Source organism: Corynebacterium sp. HMSC073H12, from assembly GCF_001837775.1.
Classification (GTDB): Bacteria; Actinomycetota; Actinomycetes; order Mycobacteriales; family Mycobacteriaceae; genus Corynebacterium; species Corynebacterium amycolatum.
The window spans coordinates 315,185-334,546 of the sequence record NZ_KV834023.1 but is presented as its reverse complement, the minus strand read 5'-3'; the positions used below and the strand labels follow the sequence as shown (position 1 = coordinate 334,546).

The window sequence follows — 19,362 nt, the reverse complement described above, 5'->3', positions numbered from 1 at the left end:
GACGTGCCTCTAGCTCTCTAGTCCTTGGCCTTCGAGTAGCCGAGCTTTGCAAACTGAGCAGCCAGCTTCTCGTCCACGATTGGAGCACCATTATCGTCGATGCCCTGGTCAGCAGGGGAGCGCGTCGGGTCAGCGGGGAAGTTTGGCAAGGAGCTGCGTGACAGCCAGGAATCAAAGATGACATCCAGGTGCGAGGTGGTGATGCCACGCTCACGGCACACGCGGTTGGCCAGTGCGCGGAAGTCCACTGCATCGACCACACTGTGGCGGTTAGTGGTGGTCCACTTGCGCACCAGGTCAAAGAACACCTCGTCACCCAGCAGCAGACGCAGAGCGTGCACAGTCAGCGCGCCGCGCTTGTACAGACGGTCGTCGAACATCAGCTTTGGCCCTGGGTTGGCGATGACGATGTCCTGGTCTTCCTCAAGCAGGTCCAGGTAGTGCTTGCGGGCGTGCACATCCGCGCTGGCACCACCGCTGACCTCGGACCACACCCACTCGGAGTAGCAGGCAAACCCCTCGTTGAGCCAGATATCGCGCCACTGTGAAATGCCAACGCTGTTGCCGAACCACTGGTGCGACAACTCGTGGGCAATCAGTCGATTCCACGTGTCCTTGCCGTCGGCGTGGTTGGCACCGAAGATGGAAAGCCCCTGAGCCTCAATGGGGATCTCCAGGTCGTCCTCACAAATGACCACCTGGTACTCGCGGAACGGGTAGGGGCCAAAGAGCTTGGCGAACTCATCGAGCATGCGCCCCTGATCGCGGAAGTCATGGCGAGCATTGGCCACCAGCTCAGAGGGCACCCACGCCACCACAGTCGAGGTTTCACACGGCAGCTCGACCTTCTTAAACTGGCCGACATTGATGGTGGCCAGGTAGGAGGCCATGGGCTCCTCGGTGACAAACCGCCAGCGGCGGCGCGATCCGCCCACGTTTACCGGAGCGTCGGCAAGCCCTGGTGCGACGACCTCGTAGGGAGCGTCGGTGACCATCGTGAACTCGTAGAATGCCTTGACCTCGGGATCGTCATCGCAGGGGTACCACGACGCCGCGCCCACCGGCTGCGATGCCACGAGCGCACCGTTTTCCAATTCCTCCCAGCCAATTTCACCCCACTTCGAGCGCACCGGACGTGGCGTGCCCGAGTAAGTGACAATCAGCCGCAGCGTCTCGTCGGGAGCCAACTCGCGGTCGAAGGTGACGCGCAGCTTGCGTCCCGAATGGCGCCAGCGCTTCACATCGATTGAGTGTGCCTGCGAATCGGAAATCGCATCCACCGAATCGGCCCCCAGCGCATCCGCAAAGTCGAGCGTGATGTGCGAGGTCCAGGCGTTGATCTCGATGTGCAGAGTCGCCGTCGCCTTCAGACGATTTGGCCCGACCCGATAATCGAGGTCCAGCTCGTATTTGTTCACCCGGAAACCCAGGTTGAACGCAATACCGGTATAAGGATTAGTGAAATCAGCGCTACTCACGGCTGTTACCTTACTTCAGCTTGTTCCACAGCCACGTAGATATGAGCGCCTCGACGAACGCGACCTGCGAATTATCCGCCGCACCGGCGTGCCCTCCCTCGGTATTTTCGTGATAGTCCACCGGCTGTCCCGCCTCTTCCAGCAGCCACGCCAGGCTCCGCGCATGCGCCGGGTGGACACGGTCGTCCCTGGTAGAAGTCGTAATCAACGCTGGCGGGTAGGCGCGCTGCTCTCGCTTGACGACGCGCTGGACCGGCGAATACTGCGCAATCGCAGCCCGCTCGGTGGGGTCGTCCGGGTTTCCATATTCGGCCATCCAGGAGGCTCCCGCGGACAGCCTGTGATAGCGCATCATGTCCGCCAGCGGCACCTGGGACACCACTGCGCCCACCAACTCCGGGTAGGAGGTGAGGCAGACAGCGGTCAGCAGGCCGCCGTTGGAACCACCGCGCACACCCAGCTGTTCACGCGTGCAGTAGCCACGTGCAACAAGGTCGCGCAGCACGGCCTGATGATCCTCATAGACCCTCATCCGCTCAGTCTTGACCACCGAGGAGTGCCAGGTCGGCCCGAATTCGCCACCGCCACGCAGGTTGGCCTCCACGAAGTAACCGCCGCGCTCGAGCCAGGTCAGGCCACGAATCGCCGAGTACTGCGGGACCAGCGAGACCTCGAAACCGCCGTAGGCGTGCACGAGGGTTGGGGCTGGGTTCGGAGTGGGGGCGTCTGTGGTTGTCTCCGCGCCTGTGCCAGCACCTGTACCAGCGCCCGCCTCCGCGCCGAAGCGGCCGGTGATGCGATACGGAATGCGCGTGCCATCGGCCGAGGTCGCCCAGTGCTGGCGAGTCTCCATCCCCTCACTGTCGAAGAGCGCCGGAGCACGCCGCACTTCCGTGAGCGGGCTGCCGACTTGCCCGTACCAGAGAGTTGCCGGCTGTGTTGCCGAGGTCGACACCAACCAAACCTCATCATCGCGTTCAGAGGCCGTATCAATCACGCTCACAGTGGCCTGTGCAGGTAACTCGCCGAAGGCCTCCACCGGCTCCCACGAGCCCTCCCGCAAGACAACCAACTTCGTCGCGACATCCTCCAACAGTGTCAGCACCAGGAAGTTCTTCGTCCACGCGAGCTGCTGGAACGACGTGTGCGCATCCGGGGTGAAAATCACCTCCACCTCACGCGAGCCCGCCAGCCACTTTTCTAGCTCCACAACAGCCACGCCACCAGCCGGAATGCCATTGAACTCCGTGCGCGGCATCAGCACCAGCCACTGCCTATGGACACTCATCCGACAGTCCTGCGGCACCTCCAGAATCTGCAGTGAAAAGTCCCCATTCTGCTGCGTCGCCAACTTGCCCGGGCGTTCCGCTGCCACGAACCGTTGGGAATTATAAAAATCATGCGCACGCTCGACAAACAGCCGCTCGAAACCCTCCGTCGCGTCGAACCAGCCGCCCACGGCCACATCATCACTGTGGCCCGAGAAGATCACATCCGCGCTTGACGACGGCATGCCGCGCCGCCACCTACGCACCTGCCGGGGGTAGCCCGAATCCGTCAGCGACCCCGGACCAAAGTCGCTGCCAACGAGAATCTCGTCACGGCCCAACCAACAGACATCGGACTTCGCCTCCGGGAGGTAGAACGGCTCATCCTCCACAAAAGTGCAGTTGGCGAGGTCAAACTCCCGCACCACGGTGGCATCGGCGCCGCCGCGAGAGAGCAGAATTAACGCGCGGTCGTAATCCGGATAACGACACACCGTGCCCTTCCAGACCCAGTTTTCTCCCTCGGCTTTCGCCAGCTCATCGAGGTCAACCAGCACTTCCCACTCGGTCGCCTGCGGATCTTCCTGGCCAGCCAGATAGCTCTGCAACGAGGTGCGCCGCCACAGACCCCGCGGATGCTCGGCATCCCGCCAGAAGTTATAGAGGTACTCGCCGCGCCGCACAGGGTATGCGATCCGGGCATCGGTGTTGAGCGCAGTCAGGATGCGTTGTTCCAGGTTGGTGCGTTCGCTGGTGTCGTCGGCAAGCGAATCGACGCCTGCGACGCTGGCCTCCGACTGCGCGCGAGCCCACGCCAGCGCCTGGGAGCCATCGATATCGTCCAGCCAATCGGGGACAAGGTCAGTGGAGAGGAAGGAGAAATTGTTGCCCAAGTCGGTGTCCGTGTCGGTGCCCATGCCCACCACCGTAGCCGACAGCAGTAGGTAAAACCGGGACTCGCGCGTGAAGTAAAGGCAAGTCGTGCGTAGACTTGTGCACGTGGCTGAACATTTTGATCTTGTAGTACTCGGCGGCGGTCCTGGTGGATACGTCGCAGCAATCCGTGCATCCCAGCTGGGTCTGAAGACCGCTGTGGTGGAGAAGCAATACTGGGGCGGAGTCTGCCTCAACGTTGGCTGTATCCCATCCAAGTCTCTGTTGAAGAACGCCGAGGTGGCGCACATTTTCAACCATGAGGCTAAGACCTTCGGTATCTCCGGCGATGTCTCCTTTGACTTCGGTGCCGCACACGCGCGTTCGCGCAAGGTGTCCGCGGGCATTGTCAAGGGTGTTCATTTCCTGATGAAGAAGAACAAGATCACCGAAATCAACGGTTTCGGTGAATTCACTGGTCCGACCTCCATGGCCATCACTGATGGCGATGACAAGGGCAAGGAAATTACCTTCGATAAGGCGATTATTGCGACCGGCTCTGTCGTCCGTTCCCTGCCGGGCGTTGAGGTCGGCGGCAACATCGTTTCCTACGAAGAGCAGATTCTCTCCGACGAGCTGCCGGACTCCATGGTTATCGTCGGCGCTGGCGCCATCGGTATGGAGTTCGCATACGTCTTGGCTAACTACGGCGTGGATGTCACCATCGTCGAGTTCATGGACAACGTTCTGCCGAACGAGGACGCAGACGTCTCCAAGGTTATTGCCAAGGAATACAAGAAGTTGGGCGTCAAGCTCATGACCGGGCACAAGACCACCTCCATCGTGGACAATGGTGACTCGGTTGAGGTCAAGGTCGAGGCCAAGGATGGCGGCGACGAGCAGACTCTGACCGTCGACCGCGTTATGGTCTCCATCGGCTTCGCACCGCGCACCGAGGGTATCGGCCTGGACAAGGCTGGTGTTGAGTTGGGCGAGCGCGGCGAGATTGTCATCGACGAGTACATGCGCACCAACGTCGACAACATCTACGCCATCGGTGACGTCACCATGAAGCTGCAGCTGGCACACGTCGCTGAGGCACAGGGCGTTATTGCAGCTGAGCACATGGCGGGACACGAGACCGAGACCATCCCGGATTACCTCATGATGCCGCGCGCAACCTTCTGCAACCCTCAGGTCGCTTCCTTCGGTAAGACCGAGGCGCAGGCCAAGAAGTGGGCAGAGGAGAACGGTCGCGAGATTAAGGTCTCCACCTTCCCGTTCTCTGCAAACGGTAAGGCGCAGGGTCTGGCGGAGCCGGTTGGTTTCGTGAAGCTCATTGCAGATGCCGAATACGGCGAGCTGCTGGGTGGCCACATGGTGGGCGCTAACGTTTCCGAGCTCATGCCGCAGCTGGTCCTGGCTGAGAAGTACGAGCTGACCACTGAGGAAATCGGCCGCGCCGTCCACATCCACCCGACTATGTCCGAGGCTATGAAGGAAGCAGCCGAGGGCGTTATGGGCAAGATGATTAACCTGTAAGAGGTTGTGGCTTTGGCCTAGGGCCAGTTTTCGCTGGTCCCGGCTCAGGCAGATACGAGTTAGTGCTTAAGTTTATGACAGTTTGACCGTGAAAATCGGTGCGAAAGTGTCATAAACTTAAGCACTTTCTTTTTGGGGTCTTCTTCTTTGAGGCATCCTCCGCAAACCAAGCCCCCCGCAAACAGGCCGACCCTGCGCCCGTCGTAAAGCGAATTAGTACGGTGAGACGGTGGAGCGGTGCATGTTGATGTCGATATCCCGATGAATCGGCGGGAACGCGCGCTGCGGGCATGCCTCGCGGGAGCAGACCCTGCAGCCGGCACCGATCGGAGTGGCGGCGTCGAGGTCCGCGAGATCGAGACCATCGGCGTACACGGTGCGCTCAGCATGACGGGCCTCACAGCCCAAACCTATGGCAAAAACCTTACCTGGCTTGCCGAAACGTGCCGCGTGATGTTCCACGGTCCGCGAGATCCACATGTAGGGCCGACCATCCGGCATGAGTGCGACCTGTCGCATGACTTTGCCGGGATAGGAGAAGGTCTCGTAGACGTTCCACAGTGGACAGGTACCGCCCGAATGCGTGAAGTGGAAGCCCGTGGCGGATTGGCGTTTGGACATGTTGCCCGCGCGGTCGACGCGCACGAATGTCCACGGGATACCGCGCAGGCTGGGGCGTTGCATCGTGGACAGTCGGTGGCAGATGGTCTCGTAGCCGACTCCATACGTGCGCGACAACAGCTCGATGTCGTAGCGTTTCGACTCAGCCATCGCATGGAACGACTCATACGGCAGAATCAGCGCCGCCGCATAGTACGTCGCGACTCCGCGCTGCGCCAGCTTCCGCGACTCCTCCGACATGAAATGCCCGGACGCGACGGCCTCGGAAATGGTTTCGCCCTGCTCCAAAAACCCCAGCTCCGTGGCCATGCGGAAGGCCCGTTGCCCCGGCGAGAGGTGGCGCGCGAGGTAGAGCGTCTTCGTCCGCCGATCAAGGCTGTGCTGCACATCGCCTAACGACGATTCCAGCGCAATCCGAATCCCATGGTCGTTGGACAGCCTGTCGGCCAGCACAGAGACCACATCGGTGGTCTCGTCGGCGATGCGGAGCTCGCGAGCCAGCTCCTCGGCGGCGGTGTCGACCGAAGCGATGTAGTTCTGGCGGGCGTAGAAGTAGTCGCGGACTTCCTCGTGTGGCATGGTCAGCGCCTGTGAGCCGGAGGCGGTGTCGGTGCTGTTGCCGAAGTTGCGCTCCTCGGTGGCCAGGGAGAGTTTGTCGGTGACGTTGCGGTAGCGGCGGTGGATATCCACCATGATGCGGGCGATGTCGGGGTGGTCGCGGACCATCTCCGAGATTTCCTGCAGGTCCATGGGGGACTTGGCGATCTCCTTGTCCATCACCACGTCCTGAACTTCGGCGAGGAGGCGGGAGTCATCATCGCGGGAGAAGAAAGTCGCATCAACGCCGAATGTGTCCGTGATACGAAGCAGAACAGGGACTGTTAGTGGGCGGACGTCGTGCTCGATCTGGTTGACATAACTAGCCGAGAGGCCCAACGCCTGCGCGAGCGCGGCCTGGCTGAGGTCGCGCTCGCGGCGTAGCTGGCGGAGGCGAGATCCGACATAGGTTTTCGACATACTGCCCAGCATATCGCGGACTTTGCTGAATTTGTGTAGAAAGCCGTTGCAACCTTTGCTTAGGTGTGTAGGCGCTCAGGTTCTCTGGCACGCTTCACGACGGCGCGGAGCCGACACGTCGATGAACACACAAAAACACCCAGCGGTGGCTGCAAGTGCAACCCTCGCTGGGTGTTGAAGTTAGGTCCTTGACCCAAGCCCTAAGCCGAGTGACTTAGAACTGGCCCTCCTCGGTGGAGCCCTTCAGGGCGGTGGTGGAGGAGTTCGGGTCGACGGTGGTGGCGATGCGGTCGAAGTAGCCAGCGCCAACCTCGCGCTGGTGCTTGACAGCAGTGAAGCCGCGCTTCTCGGCAGCCTCGAACTCGCGGTTCTGCAGGTCGACGAATGCGGACATCTGCTCGCGAGCGTAGCCGTAAGCCAGGTCGAACATGCCGTAGTTCAGGGCGTGGAAGCCAGCCAGGGTAATGAACTGGAACTTGAAGCCCATCTTGCCCAGCTCGTTCTGGAACTTGGCGATCTCGTCCTTCTCGAGGTGAGCGGACCAGTTGAAGGACGGGGAGCAGTTGTAAGCCAGGAGCTGGTCCGGGTACTCAGCCTTGACGCCCTCAGCGAACTTCTTAGCCAGCTCGAGGTCCGGAGTACCGGTCTCCATCCAAATCATGTCAGCGTACGGAGCGTAGGACTTCGCACGATCGATGCACGGCTCCAGGCCGTTCTGGAGGTGGTAGAAGCCCTCAGAGGTGCGGTCGCCGGTGATGAACTTCTGGTCGCGCTCATCAACGTCAGAGGTGATGAGGGTGGCGGCCTCAGCGTCGGTGCGGGCGATGATGACGGTCGGGGTGTTGGAGACGTCAGCAGCCAGGCGAGCAGAGGTCAGGGTACGGATGTGCTGCTGGGTCGGAATCAGGACCTTGCCGCCCAGGTGGCCACACTTCTTCTCAGAAGCGAGCTGGTCCTCCCAGTGGGTACCAGCGGCACCAGCGTTGATCATGGCCTTCTGCAGCTCGTAGACGTTCAGAGCGCCACCGAAGCCAGCCTCACCGTCAGCGACGATCGGCAGCAGCCAGTTGTCGACGGAGTCGTCGCCCTCGATGCGAGCGATCTCGTCTGCGCGGAGCAGAGCGTTGTTGATGCGACGAACGACGTTCGGCACGGAGTTGGCCGGGTACAGGGACTGGTCCGGGTAGGTGTGGCCGGAGAGGTTAGCGTCACCAGCAACCTGCCAACCGGAGAGGTAGACGGCCTTCAGGCCAGCGCGAGCCTGCTGAACGGCCATGTTGCCGGTCAGTGCGCCCAGAGCGTTGATGTAGGAGTCGTCCTTAACGTTGACGCCTTCCCACAGGATCTCGGCGCCACGGCGAGCGAGGGTGTTCTCCTCGACGACGGTGCCCTGGAGCTCAGCAACCTGCTCAGCGGTGTAGTCGCGGGTGATACCTTCCCAGCGCGGGTTCTCGTCCCAATCCTTCTGGATTTCGGCGGCGGTACGTGCCTTACCAACGTTAGACATAAACGGAGTCACTTCCTTTTGCTTGCTTTTCGAACTCCGGGTGCTGACTTAAGAACAATTCCGACAGAACCGATCTACATGCTGACCCGATAGTGACCGCGGTGTCACTTGAATGCAGGGGACGGCAGGAAAGTGCCGCACCCCTGCACGCAAACACGTGGACAAAAACAATGTCCGCTTCCGCGTGCCATGTTTCACATTTTGGGGCATAGCCCTGAGTTCGTCAAGCAGCTTCGGGTGTGAATTCAAGTATGTAACCCGAATAACACTTGCGAAGATTGCAAACATTGCAATGTGTAGCTTGGGTTTAGTGAATTTCATCTGTGACCGGCCGGTACATTTGTACTGTTATTTCTCTGTGGTGGTCTCGCTAATAACGCTCCCCCCACTTTGGGGTGATTTATATTTTGGTAAATATCGAATTATGTCGCTAACACTGTTGGGAGTTTAGGGGGGTGGTCAGTTACCCCCGAAATTGCGACCGTGGAAGCAGAAACGGGCTTCTAAATACACCGCCAACATGCCGCCAATACCCCGACTGAATCCCCCTGGGGAGTGGCTAGAGTTCCGGCTGTCGTCTCGCATTCGTGGCGTGGCTCGAAGGCGGGTGCTGCTCCGGCGCGATTGGTCGGTGGTCCTTGAGATGCAGGTCACAACAGTAAAGCTCTGTGCGAGATAGGGTTTTCTCGTCGCGTGTGGTGTTCGGTGGTCGAGGAAAGGGCGGCAGGAGTGTCGCGGTCAACGCGGGTGGGAAGAGTGATTTGTGGCCCCAAGATGGAATGCCCGAATGGTCATTTGAGAGGGGTGGGGTTTGCTCGCGAGGGGATTCGTCGTAAAGCGAATGAAATGGCAAATGTGAGCGGCGCTATACCGGGCTGGCGGTTGGGGGTTATGAAAAAAGACGGTCCATAAGTGCGCCGAATCACATACAGTAGGGGAACAACGCATCCAGTGTGAGCCGCTGACGTGGCCGTGACTGGATGGGCAAATTGCAATCAATAGTTTTGAGGAGAGCAATGGCACAGCGTATTTCGGCAGGTGGAATGCAGGTCGCGAAGGTTCTTTACGACTTCGTTAATGACACCGCACTCCCCGCCGCCGGCATTGAGGACAAGGACGCGTTCTGGGATGGCTTTGGTGACATTGTCGCTAAGTACACTCCGCGCAACCGCGAGCTGCTGGCCAAGCGCGATGAACTGCAGGAAAAGCTCGACGCTTGGTACAAGGAGCACCCGGGTAAGCAGAACCAGGACGAGTACGTCGCATTCCTGAAGGAAATCGGCTACCTCGTTGACAACCCGGGCGACTTCCAGGTCACCACCGAGGGCGTCGACACCGAGATCACCTCCACCGCCGGTCCACAGCTGGTTGTGCCGGTCCTCAACGCCCGTTTCGCCATCAACGCTGCGAACGCACGCTGGGGCTCGCTTTACGACGCGCTGTACGGCACCAACGCTATTGCTGAAGATGGTGGTGCGGAGAAGGACACCCCGGGCTACAACAAGGTTCGCGGTGACCGCGTTATCGCATGGGGTCGTGACTTCCTGGACAAGGCTCTGCCGCTGGTCGACGGTTCCCACGCGGACGTCACCTCTTATGACATTGTCGACGGTCACCTGCAGGCAACCCTGGAAGGTGGCGCTACCTCCGGTCTGCGCGAGCCGGAGACCCTGGTCGGCTACACCGGCGACAAGGACGCACCGGAGTCCATTTACTTCAAGCACAACGGTCTGCACATCCAGCTGCTGATTGACCCGGAGTCCCCGGTCGGCAAGACCGACAAGGCTGGTGTCAAGGACATCATCCTGGAAGCCGCTGTCACCAACATCATGGACCTCGAGGACTCTGTCGCCGCAGTCGACGCTGCCGACAAGACCCTGGGTTACACCAACTGGCTGGGCCTGAACGTCGGTGACCTCGCAGTCGAGTTCACCCGCGGCGGCAAGAAGCTGTCCCGTACCATCAACGACGACCGCACCTACACCGCTCTCGACGGTTCCGAGGTCACCCTGCACGGTCGTTCCCTGAACCTGGTTCGTAACGTCGGCCACCTGATGCAGAACCCGGCCATCCTCGACCGCGATGGCGAGGAGATTTTCGAGGGCATCATGGATGCCGTCATCAGCGCTGCTTGTGCAATCCCGGGCCTGGACCAGGATAACGCACGTAAGAACTCCCGTACCGGCTCCATCTACATCGTGAAGCCGAAGCAGCACGGCCCGGACGAGGCTGCATTCACCAACGAGCTGTTCGCCGACGTTGAGAAGCTGCTGGGTCTGCCGCACAACACCCTGAAGGTCGGCCTGATGGACGAGGAGCGTCGTACCTCCGTCAACCTGGACGCCGCCATCAAGGCTGTTTCCGAGCGCGTGGTCTTCATTAACACCGGCTTCATGGACCGCACTGGTGATGAGATCCACACCTCCATCCAGGCTGGTCCGATGTTCCGCAAGGCTGTCCAGAAGACCGCTCCGTGGATGCTGGCCTACGAGGACAACAATGTTGATGCCGGTCTGGCACACGGCCTGCAGGGCAAGGCCCAGATCGGTAAGGGCATGTGGGCCATGACCGAGCAGATGGCCGAGCTGCTGGAGCAGAAGATTGGTCAGCCGAAGCAGGGTGCTTCCACCGCGTGGGTTCCGTCCCCGACTGGTGGTGTGCTGCACGCTACCCACTACCACGAGGTTGACGTCTTCGGCGTTCAGGACAAGCTGCTTACCGACGGTCGCCGCGACACCTTCGGTGACCTGCTCACCATCCCGGTAGCGGCAGCTAAGGCTGGCGAGCCGGGCGCTGACTGGTCCGATGAGGACAAGGCTAACGAGTTGGACAACAACTGCCAGTCCATCCTGGGCTACGTTATCCGCTGGGTTGAACAGGGCGTTGGCTGCTCCAAGGTGCCGGACATCAACGATGTTGACCTGATGGAGGACCGCGCTACCCTGCGTATTTCCTCCCAGACTCTGGCTAACTGGCTGCTGCACGGTGTTGTCACCGAGGAGCAGATCATCGATTCGCTTCAGCGTATGGCCGAGGTCGTTGACCGCCAGAACGAGGGCGATGAGGCATACCTGCCGATGGCCCCGGACTTCGACAAGTCCATTGGTTTCCAGGCTGCCAAGGAGCTCATCCTCGACGGTGTGAACCAGCCGTCCGGTTACACCGAGCCGATCCTGCACCGCCGTCGCCTGGAGTTCAAGAAGCGCGAGGGCATCGACCAGGACTAAATACTGGTCTGGCCAGCGCTGTGGCGATTGACCAGTGCTGTGCCGATTGGCTACTTTGCCGGTTGCCCCGAGATTGTGCGAGGCATCCCCGGTAATTGGCCAGCCGGAATAACAAAATATCCGCCCCTAGCCGCCGGTGTGTATGTATTTGTTGGTTGATTGGTAACGCCAACAATGCATACACACCGGCAGTTTTTTATGCGCGGTTTTTCTGGGTGGTAGCTAAACCCGCAGGGAAGTATTGAGATTCTCAACAATCGCGTAAGTGATGCGGGTGTTAGAGATACCTATGTTCTCAAGCGGGGCGGGGGCATCGTTGCTAGCGTTGATTGGGAAGATGCAGTCTGAAACGCCCCAAGGAGCTGCGATTCTATGACCAATCCCGTGACAGATAGCGTTACCAACCTTGCCAAGGCTAAGGACTTCCTCCACAACGCCGGTGCGGTTCTGTTCGACCTCGATGGAGTAATCACTCCTACTGCAGATGTCCACCAGCAGGCGTGGGCGGACATGTTTAGTGACTACTTCGAGCACAGGGGTGTCACGTCCTACTCGGACGAGGACTACTTCACCTACCTCGATGGTCGCCGTCGTGATGAGGGCATCGCGGCAATCCTGGAGTCCCGGGGGATTTCACTGCCACACGGTAGCGATAAGGACACCGCGGACGACGAGACAATAGTGGGACTCGGAAAGCGTAAGAATGATGATTTCCTGGCTCGAGTAGCCAAGGGAATTGAGGCCTACCCTGGGTCGGTTGCACTGCTCGATGCGTTAAAGGCCGCAGGGGACTCGTCGGCAAGCGAAAAACCGCAGTTGGCAGTAGTCAGTTCGTCGAAGAACGCCGTGCCTGTGCTGACGGCAGCGGGCCTGCGTGAGCGATTTGTGGAGATAGTTGACGGCGTCGTGGCGCACGACAACAACCTGTCAGGCAAGCCAGCGGCCGACACCTTCGTATACGCGGCGGAGAACCTGGGGGTGGCGCCGCGCGATGCTGTGGTGGTCGAGGATGCCATCAGTGGTGTGCAAGCGGGTGCAGCCGGCGCGTTTGGTCTGGTCATTGGTGTTGACCGCGGTGCTGGTGCGGAAGCGCTGAGCCGAGCGGGCGCCGACATTGTGGTCAGTGACTTGGCGGAACTCGTCTAGGCTGGCTCGTGAATACCGGCTGAAATAGTCCACTGGAATTACAACAACCCGCATAAATGGGCACAACACCCGAACCTGGGTGTCGATCCCCGAGAGAGAACCGGAAAGGCACCATGGCCAAAGATTCGACCACTGAAGCTGTCGACGAGACCGAACGTGCGATGCCACAGGGGCGCGGTCACAATGAGGAGACCGAACAGGCTGAACAGCAAGAGGAAGCGGTGTCTCCAGTTCGGCGTAAACAACGACGCAGTTTCCCGGCGGATCGCGCAGATAAGCATCATCACCTGGTAAATGCTGAAGGATTGATGGACCGAGACATCACTCCGGTCGATGAGTGGCGCTTGATTGAAGCGAAACCGCAGGGGCTCCCGCTCGGGTTGGGCGAGACGCTGTTTGCGCTGTCGAACGGATATATCGGTATGCGCGGCAACCCGCCGGAGGGCCGCGATTCCAGCGAGCACGGTACCTATATCAACGGTCTGCACGAGACCTGGCCAATCAAGCACGCCGAGGACGCCTACGGTCTGGCACGCCAGGGGCAGACAATTGCCAACGCCCCGGACGCTAAGGCAATGCGGCTCTATATTGATGACGAGCCGCTACGCCTCGGCAATGCCGAGGTCAGCGACTATGAACGGAGCCTGGATTTCCGCGAGGGCGTGCTGCGGCGTCGGTTCATCTGGCGTACACCGGGAGGCAAGCATGTCCGGGTTACCTCCGAGCGCATGGTGTCCTTCCAAGAAAAGCATGTCGCAGCAATGAGCCTGGAAGTCGAGCTGCTGGACGCGGATGCGGCGGTAATGATTAACTCGCAGATTCTCAACCGCCAGGATGGCGAGGATGAATACCACGATGCCGCGAAGGCTCAGGGCGCCGACCTCGATCCGCGGCGTGCTGAAGCTCTGGAAGACCGCGTGCTAATTCCGGCGTTTCAATCGGAATCTGCGCGCGGGCAGCGCTCTACGCTGGGCTACCGCTGCGCGAACTCCGGTATGACCGTGGCCACTTCCATGGACCACACCTTTACTGTCCGCACTCCCGACGGCACGGAGCCGTTCGTAGAGGTTTCGCAGTCGACCGAGCCAGATGTAGCCAGCTCCCTGTTCAACCTGGATGCGCCGGTCGGCACTGTTATACGCCTGGAGAAACTGGTCGCGTACCACTCCTCCCGCAAGGTGCGCGCCGAAGAGCTGGCATTCCGCTGTGAACGCACACTGAACCGCGTCGGCCGCATCGGCATGTTGGGGCTGATGGAGAACCAGGAGGAGTGGCTCGAACGCTTCTGGGAGCGCTCTGACGTGGTCATTTACAATCAGCCGGAGATTCAGCAGGCAGTGCGCTGGAACATTTGGCAGATTATCCAGGCTGCCGCTCGTGCCGAATTCCAAGGTGTGCCGGCCAAGGGAATGACCGGCACCGGCTACGGCGGCCACTACTTCTGGGACACGGAAATCTACGTGACCCCATTCCTTACCTATACGTCGCCACAATTCTCGCGCAATGCCATGCGCTTCCGCTGGGACATGCTCGAAGCCGCGTGGGCGCGTGCCGACGAACTGGCGCACGACGGTGCCCTCTTCCCTTGGCGCACCATCAATGGTCAGGAGTCCTCGGCCTACTTTGAGGCCGGCACGGCGCAGTACCACATCGATGCGGACATCGTGTACGCAATGATGAAGTACGTCTACGCCTCCGGGGACGAGGAGTTCCTGCTCAAGGAGGGCACGGATCTGCTGCTCGGCACGGCCAGGTTTTGGATGTCGCTGGGATTCTTCGATGCCGAGCATCGAGAGTTCCAGATTCACAGCGTCACCGGTCCAGATGAGTACAACACGGTGGTGAACAACAACCTGTACACCAACGTGATGGCGCAGTATAACCTGCGGGTTGCTGCGGACGTCGTCAGGCAGATGAAGCGTGATCGCCCTGCCGCCTATCGTGAACTGACCAACCGCTTCGACCTTACCGAGCGCGAGATTGAAGAGTGGGAGCAGGCCGCTGAGGCGATGTACATCCCGTTCGATGAGAAGCTCGGCATTCACCCTCAGGATGATCAGTTCCTGCTGCGTAAGCGCTGGAATCTCGACAATCCCGAGGTTGGGCCGCTGCGCCCCCTGCTGCTGCATTACCACCCGCTGACGATTTACCGTCACCAGGTCATTAAGCAGGCGGACGTCGTCCTTGCACTGTTCCTCATGGGCAATCGCTTTACGACGGAACAAAAGCGCGCAGACTACATGTATTACGATCCGCTCACCACTGGTGATTCCTCGCTGTCCGCCGTTGTGCAGTCCATTGTTGCGGCCGAGTTGGGTTTGCAGGAGCAGGCGATGGACTTCTTCCTCCGCGGACTCTATGTGGACCTGGCGAACCTGCATGGCAACGCTGCCGATGGTGTCCACGTGGCATCTGCCGGTGGAGTGTGGCAGTCCCTGGTCTATGGCTTCGGTGGTTTCCGTGACCACGATGGCCGCTACAGTATTGATCCGCGTCTGCCGGAAGGCTGGAGTGGTCTGACGTACCGAGTCACTATTCATGGTTGTCGTATCCGGGTGACGGTGCGTGGCCGCACGGTGGAAGTCGTCCTGGAGGAGGGCGACCACCAGGTTGGGCCGATTATGGTCGCGGGCCATGAGGTGATTATTGGTCCGGAGCCGTTGACCGTGGTGATGGCGAACTCGGATCAGAGCGAGGATTAGTCGGACGGCTTCGGCTGTACACGGTGCCAATGGGGGGGGGATTGCCTGTTGGGGGCGGCTGTTTGGGTTCTTTGGGGAATTCGGCAGGGGTAAAAATAAAGAATTTCGCAACATAATTATTGAGTATTAAAACCGTCCACCTGAGAAAAGTGGGCGGTTTTTTATTTTCGTGCTATTTATGTTGCGTTATTAGCCGGTTTGGGCAGGTGAAAAATCGGCAAAAGTCGGGGTAGGGGCGTTTTTATGGCGGGGAAGGGGATTTATACAGTGACGACGTCAGAAGTGGCTAAAATGCGATAACCTGAGAAAAGGCGGAGAAAAGACCTAGGTAACCTGTGAAAATCCCCACCCAAAAGGGGGAAAAATGTTTACCAGGCGCTGTGTGACTTTAGAGTGAATATGACACTGGAGGTGCCATGACTGTTAAAAGTTCAAACCGTGACGCAATCGCGCACGGCAAAATTAATGTAGAACCGCTGCGCGAGCAGCCTAAATACCCCTCATGGGCTCTGAAGCTGACCATGGCCGTCACTGGCGTGCTGTTTGGCCTCTTCGTTATTGTCCACATGCTGGGTAACCTGAAAATTTTCGCTGGCGCGGAAGACTTCAACGCATACGCGACCTTCCTGCGCACTGTCGGTGCTCCGGCAGTTCCGAACGAAGGCATTCTGTGGATTTTCCGCATTGTCCTGCTGGTAGCTATTGTCCTGCACATTTTCGGTGGCCTCACCCTGGCTGCACGTGCTAAGCAGTCCCGCGGCAAGTTCCGCCGTCAGGGAATGGTGTCCAGCTGGAACACCTTTACTGCGCGTTCGATGGTGGTCACTGGCATTGTGCTGCTGGCTTTCATCATCTTCCACCTGCTGGACCTGACCATCGGTGCTGGCGTTGCTCCGTCTTCTTTCGAGCACGGTGAGGCATACCAGAACGTGATTGCGTCCTTCTCGCGTCCGGGTGTTGTTGTTTGGTACATCATTGCGCAGCTCGCTCTGCTGCTGCACCTGTCCCACGGTCTGTGGACTGCTACTTCCGACCTCGGTATCACCGGTAAGCGCTGGCGCAAGGTTCTTCTGTTCCTGTCCGGCCTGCTGCCGCTGCTGGTTGTTGTCGGCAACATCTTCATCCCAGTCGCCGTCCTGACCGGTCTGGTCTCGTAGGTCGAGGAGGAAATTTACTATGACTAACACTGAAGCAACCGTCGCTGCGGACTTCCGCGCGCCGGAAAGCGCTGTCGACGGGGTCAAGATCGGCAAGGTTCTGTCCGATAACTCCCCGGGTGACAAGGTCTCCATGAAGGACCACTGGCAGTACCAGAAGGATCACGCCAACCTGGTTTCGCCGCTGAACCGTCGTAAGTTCCGCGTCATGGTCGTCGGTACCGGCCTGGCTGGCGGCGCTGCCGCTGCTGCCCTCGGCGAGCTCGGTTACGACGTGCAGGTTTTCACCTACCACGACGCTCCGCGCCGTGCGCACTCCATTGCTGCACAGGGTGGTGTCAACTCCGCTCGAGGTAAGAAGGTCGACAACGACGGCGCTTACCGCCACGTCAAGGACACCGTTAAGGGCGGCGACTACCGCTGCCGTGAGAACGACTGCTGGCGTCTGGCTGTCGAGTCCGTCCGCGTCATCGACCACCTGAATGCAATTGGTGCTCCGTTCGCTCGCGAGTACGGCGGTACCCTGGCAACCCGTTCCTTCGGTGGTGTGCAGGTCTCCCGTACGTACTACACCCGTGGTCAGACGGGTCAGCAGCTGCAGCTGTCGACTACCTCGGCTCTGCAGCGTCAGATTGGTCTCGGCAACGTCGAGATCTTCACCCACAACGAGCTGGTTGACATCATCGTCGCCGACGGCCGTTGCCAGGGTGCCATCATGCGTAACCTGATCACTGGTGAGCTGACCGTTCACACTGCTCACGCAGTTATTCTGGCTACCGGTGGTTACGGCAACGTCTACCACATGTCCACGCTGGCCAAGAACTCCAACGCTTCGGCCATCATGCGTGCATACGACCAGGGTGCTTACTTCGCATCCCCGTCCTTCATCCAGTTCCACCCGACCGGTCTTCCGGTCAACGCGCACTGGCAGTCCAAGACCATTCTGATGTCCGAGTCCCTGCGTAACGACGCACGTATTTGGACCCCGAAGAAGAAGGGCGACGAGCGCCCGGCCAACGACATCCCGGAGGACGAGCGCGACTACTTCCTGGAGCGTCGCTACCCGGCATTCGGTAACCTCGTCCCGCGTGACGTCGCTTCCCGTGCCAACTCTCAGCAGATTAACGCCGGCTACGGTGTTGGCCCGCTGAAGAACTCCGTCTACCTGGATCTGCGTGATGCAATTGAGCGCCTGGGCCAGCCGGTCATCAAGGAACGCTACTCGAACCTGATTCAGATGTACGAAGAGGCGATCGGTGAGGATCCGTACAAGGTCCCGATGCGTATTGCTCCGACCTGCCACTTCACCATGGGTGGCCTGTGGTCTGACTTCAACCAGATGACCTCCATCCCGGGCCTGTTCACCGGTGGCGAGGCATCCTGGACCTACCACGGTGCAAACCGCCTGGGTGCAAACTCCCTGCTGTCCGGTTCGGTCGACGGTTGGTTCACCCTTCCGTTCACCATTCCGAACTACCTAGGCCCGCTGCTCGGTACCGACCGCCTGGCTGAGGATGCCCCGGAGGCCAAGGAAGCACTGGACCGCGCTCAGGCTCGCCTGGACAAGCTGATGAGTATCCAGGGTAAGCACGGCGCTGAGTACTTCCACCGCCAGCTCGGTGAGATTCTCTACCGCGACTGTGGTGTGGCCCGTAACAAGGAAGACCTGGCTCGCGGTATCGAGGAGATCCGCGAACTGCGTAAGGCATTCTGGTCTGACCTGTTTATCCCGGGTGAGCCGAATGAGATGAACCAGCAGCTCGAGTACGCTAACCGCGTTGCTGACTACATCGACCTCGGTGAGCTCATGTGTGTCGACGCCCTCGACCGCGATGAGTCCTGCGGTGCTCACTACCGCGATGACCACATCTCCGAAGATGGCGAGGCGGAGCGCGATGACGCGAACTGGTGCTTCGTTTCCGCATGGGAGCGAGGCAACAATGGTCCTGCATGGGATCTGTCCGGTCACGAATTCATTCGCCACGCCGAGCCGCTCACCTTCGAAGCCGTCCCGCTCATGACAAGGAACTACAAGTAATGAAACTGCACCTTGAAATCTGGCGCCAAGCAGGTCCGAACGTCGAGGGACACTTTGAATCCGTTGACGTTGACGACGCCGTCGCAGAGATGTCGATTCTGGAGCTGCTTGACCACGTCAACTCCAAGTACGTCGAGTCCGGCAAGGAGCCGTTCGCGTTCGCATCTGACTGCCGTGAGGGTATCTGTGGTACCTGTGGTCTGAACGTCAACGGTCGTCCGCACGGCCCGGGCCAGAACACCCCGACCTGTCAGCAGCGTCTGCACCAGTTCAGCGATGGTGACACCCTGAAGATCGAGCCGATGCGCTCCGCCGCATACCCGGTCATCAAGGACATGGTCGTTGACCGCTCCGCTCTGGACCGTGTCCTCGAGCAGGGTGGCTACGTCTCCATCAACGCTGGTACCGCTCCGGATGCAGATACTCTGCACCTGAACCACGAGACCGCTGAGTTCGCACTTGACCACGCAGCCTGCATCGGCTGTGGTGCTTGTGTCGCAGCTTGCCCGAACGGTGCTGCACACCTGTTCACCGGCGCAAAGCTGGTTCACCTCTCCCTGGTCCCGCTGGGTAAGGAAGAGCGTGGCAAGCGAGCCCGCAAGATGGTTGACGAGGTCGAAGGCACCTTCGGTCCGTGCTCCCTCTATGGTGAATGTGCTGACGTCTGCCCGGCAGGTATCCCGCTGACTGCGGTTGCCGCCGTTACCAAGGAACGAGCTCGTTCGTTCTTCCGCGGTAAGGACGACTAAACTCTTTCTCGATTAGAGTTTTCCAGAAGGGACATAG

At 59.8% G+C, this 19,362-nt stretch carries 11 protein-coding genes; 7 read left to right on the top strand and 4 right to left on the bottom strand.

Annotated elements, in window-relative coordinates; translation table 11 throughout:
• Positions 1–17: 17 nt before the first annotated feature.
• Both HMPREF2708_RS01500 and HMPREF2708_RS01495 read right to left on the bottom strand, forming a co-directional pair.
• Complete coding sequence (locus HMPREF2708_RS01500) at positions 18–1,478, bottom strand: M1 family metallopeptidase (RefSeq protein ID WP_070831359.1); 1,461 nt, start codon at positions 1,476–1,478, stop codon at positions 18–20.
• A 10-nt stretch (positions 1,479–1,488) separates the two neighbouring features.
• Positions 1,489–3,663 (bottom strand): prolyl oligopeptidase family serine peptidase, encoded by a 2,175-nt coding sequence (locus tag HMPREF2708_RS01495; protein WP_083321829.1) that lies wholly within the window; start codon positions 3,661–3,663, stop codon positions 1,489–1,491.
• 82 nt (positions 3,664–3,745) lie between these two features.
• On the opposite strand from HMPREF2708_RS01495, the gene lpdA reads away from it, so the two are divergent.
• Positions 3,746–5,161 (top strand): dihydrolipoyl dehydrogenase, encoded by a 1,416-nt coding sequence (lpdA, locus tag HMPREF2708_RS01490; protein ID WP_070831356.1) that lies wholly within the window; start codon positions 3,746–3,748, stop codon positions 5,159–5,161.
• A 213-nt stretch (positions 5,162–5,374) separates the two neighbouring features.
• Here the strand turns inward: lpdA and ramB are convergent, their stop codons facing one another.
• Together ramB and aceA are read right to left on the bottom strand one after the other, a co-directional pair.
• A complete protein-coding gene (ramB, locus tag HMPREF2708_RS01485) occupies positions 5,375–6,799 on the bottom strand; it encodes an acetate metabolism transcriptional regulator RamB (protein WP_070831464.1) in 1,425 nt (474 codons plus the stop codon).
• Positions 6,800–7,013: 214 nt separating this feature from the next.
• Complete coding sequence (aceA, locus tag HMPREF2708_RS01480) at positions 7,014–8,306, bottom strand: isocitrate lyase (protein ID WP_005511364.1); 1,293 nt, start codon at positions 8,304–8,306, stop codon at positions 7,014–7,016.
• 1,016 nt (positions 8,307–9,322) lie between these two features.
• Here aceA and HMPREF2708_RS01475 point away from each other — a divergent pair.
• The 6 genes from HMPREF2708_RS01475 to HMPREF2708_RS01450 all read left to right on the top strand — a co-directional run bounded on the left by HMPREF2708_RS01475 (position 9,323) and on the right by HMPREF2708_RS01450 (position 19,325).
• On the top strand, positions 9,323–11,533 hold the full coding sequence (locus tag HMPREF2708_RS01475) for a malate synthase G (protein ID WP_070831353.1): 2,211 nt from the start codon (positions 9,323–9,325) through the stop codon (positions 11,531–11,533).
• Between the two features lie 372 nt (positions 11,534–11,905).
• A complete protein-coding gene (locus HMPREF2708_RS01470) occupies positions 11,906–12,679 on the top strand; it encodes an HAD family hydrolase (protein WP_070831351.1) in 774 nt (257 codons plus the stop codon).
• 308 nt (positions 12,680–12,987) lie between these two features.
• Positions 12,988–15,381, top strand: coding sequence for a glycoside hydrolase family 65 protein (locus tag HMPREF2708_RS01465; protein WP_371326287.1), 2,394 nt, complete (start codon positions 12,988–12,990; stop codon positions 15,379–15,381).
• Between the two features lie 416 nt (positions 15,382–15,797).
• Positions 15,798–16,538, top strand: coding sequence for a succinate dehydrogenase cytochrome b subunit (locus HMPREF2708_RS01460; protein ID WP_070831346.1), 741 nt, complete (start codon positions 15,798–15,800; stop codon positions 16,536–16,538).
• A gap of 19 nt (positions 16,539–16,557) precedes the next feature.
• Positions 16,558–18,576 carry a fumarate reductase/succinate dehydrogenase flavoprotein subunit gene (locus HMPREF2708_RS01455; RefSeq protein WP_070831344.1) on the top strand — a complete coding sequence of 673 codons (2,019 nt, stop codon included), beginning with the start codon at positions 16,558–16,560 and terminating at the stop codon, positions 18,574–18,576.
• A complete protein-coding gene (locus HMPREF2708_RS01450) occupies positions 18,576–19,325 on the top strand; it encodes a succinate dehydrogenase/fumarate reductase iron-sulfur subunit (RefSeq protein WP_016421966.1) in 750 nt (249 codons plus the stop codon). The genes HMPREF2708_RS01455 and HMPREF2708_RS01450 overlap by 1 nt, the downstream gene beginning before the upstream one ends.
• Positions 19,326–19,362: the final 37 nt, after the last annotated feature.

Bases quoted from the DNA above. Each gene is read 5' to 3' on its own strand.
- HMPREF2708_RS01495 (WP_083321829.1), bottom strand. From the start codon at position 3,663: ATGGGCACCGACACGGACACCGACTTGGGCAACAATTTCTCCTTCCTC.
- ramB (WP_070831464.1), bottom strand. From the start codon at position 6,799: ATGTCGAAAACCTATGTCGGATCTCGCCTCCGCCAGCTACGCCGCGAG.
- aceA (WP_005511364.1), bottom strand. From the start codon at position 8,306: ATGTCTAACGTTGGTAAGGCACGTACCGCCGCCGAAATCCAGAAGGAT.
- HMPREF2708_RS01475 (WP_070831353.1), top strand. From the start codon at position 9,323: ATGGCACAGCGTATTTCGGCAGGTGGAATGCAGGTCGCGAAGGTTCTT.
- HMPREF2708_RS01470 (WP_070831351.1), top strand. From the start codon at position 11,906: ATGACCAATCCCGTGACAGATAGCGTTACCAACCTTGCCAAGGCTAAG.
- HMPREF2708_RS01465 (WP_371326287.1), top strand. From the start codon at position 12,988: ATGGACCGAGACATCACTCCGGTCGATGAGTGGCGCTTGATTGAAGCG.
- HMPREF2708_RS01460 (WP_070831346.1), top strand. From the start codon at position 15,798: ATGACTGTTAAAAGTTCAAACCGTGACGCAATCGCGCACGGCAAAATT.
- HMPREF2708_RS01455 (WP_070831344.1), top strand. From the start codon at position 16,558: ATGACTAACACTGAAGCAACCGTCGCTGCGGACTTCCGCGCGCCGGAA.
- HMPREF2708_RS01450 (WP_016421966.1), top strand. From the start codon at position 18,576: ATGAAACTGCACCTTGAAATCTGGCGCCAAGCAGGTCCGAACGTCGAG.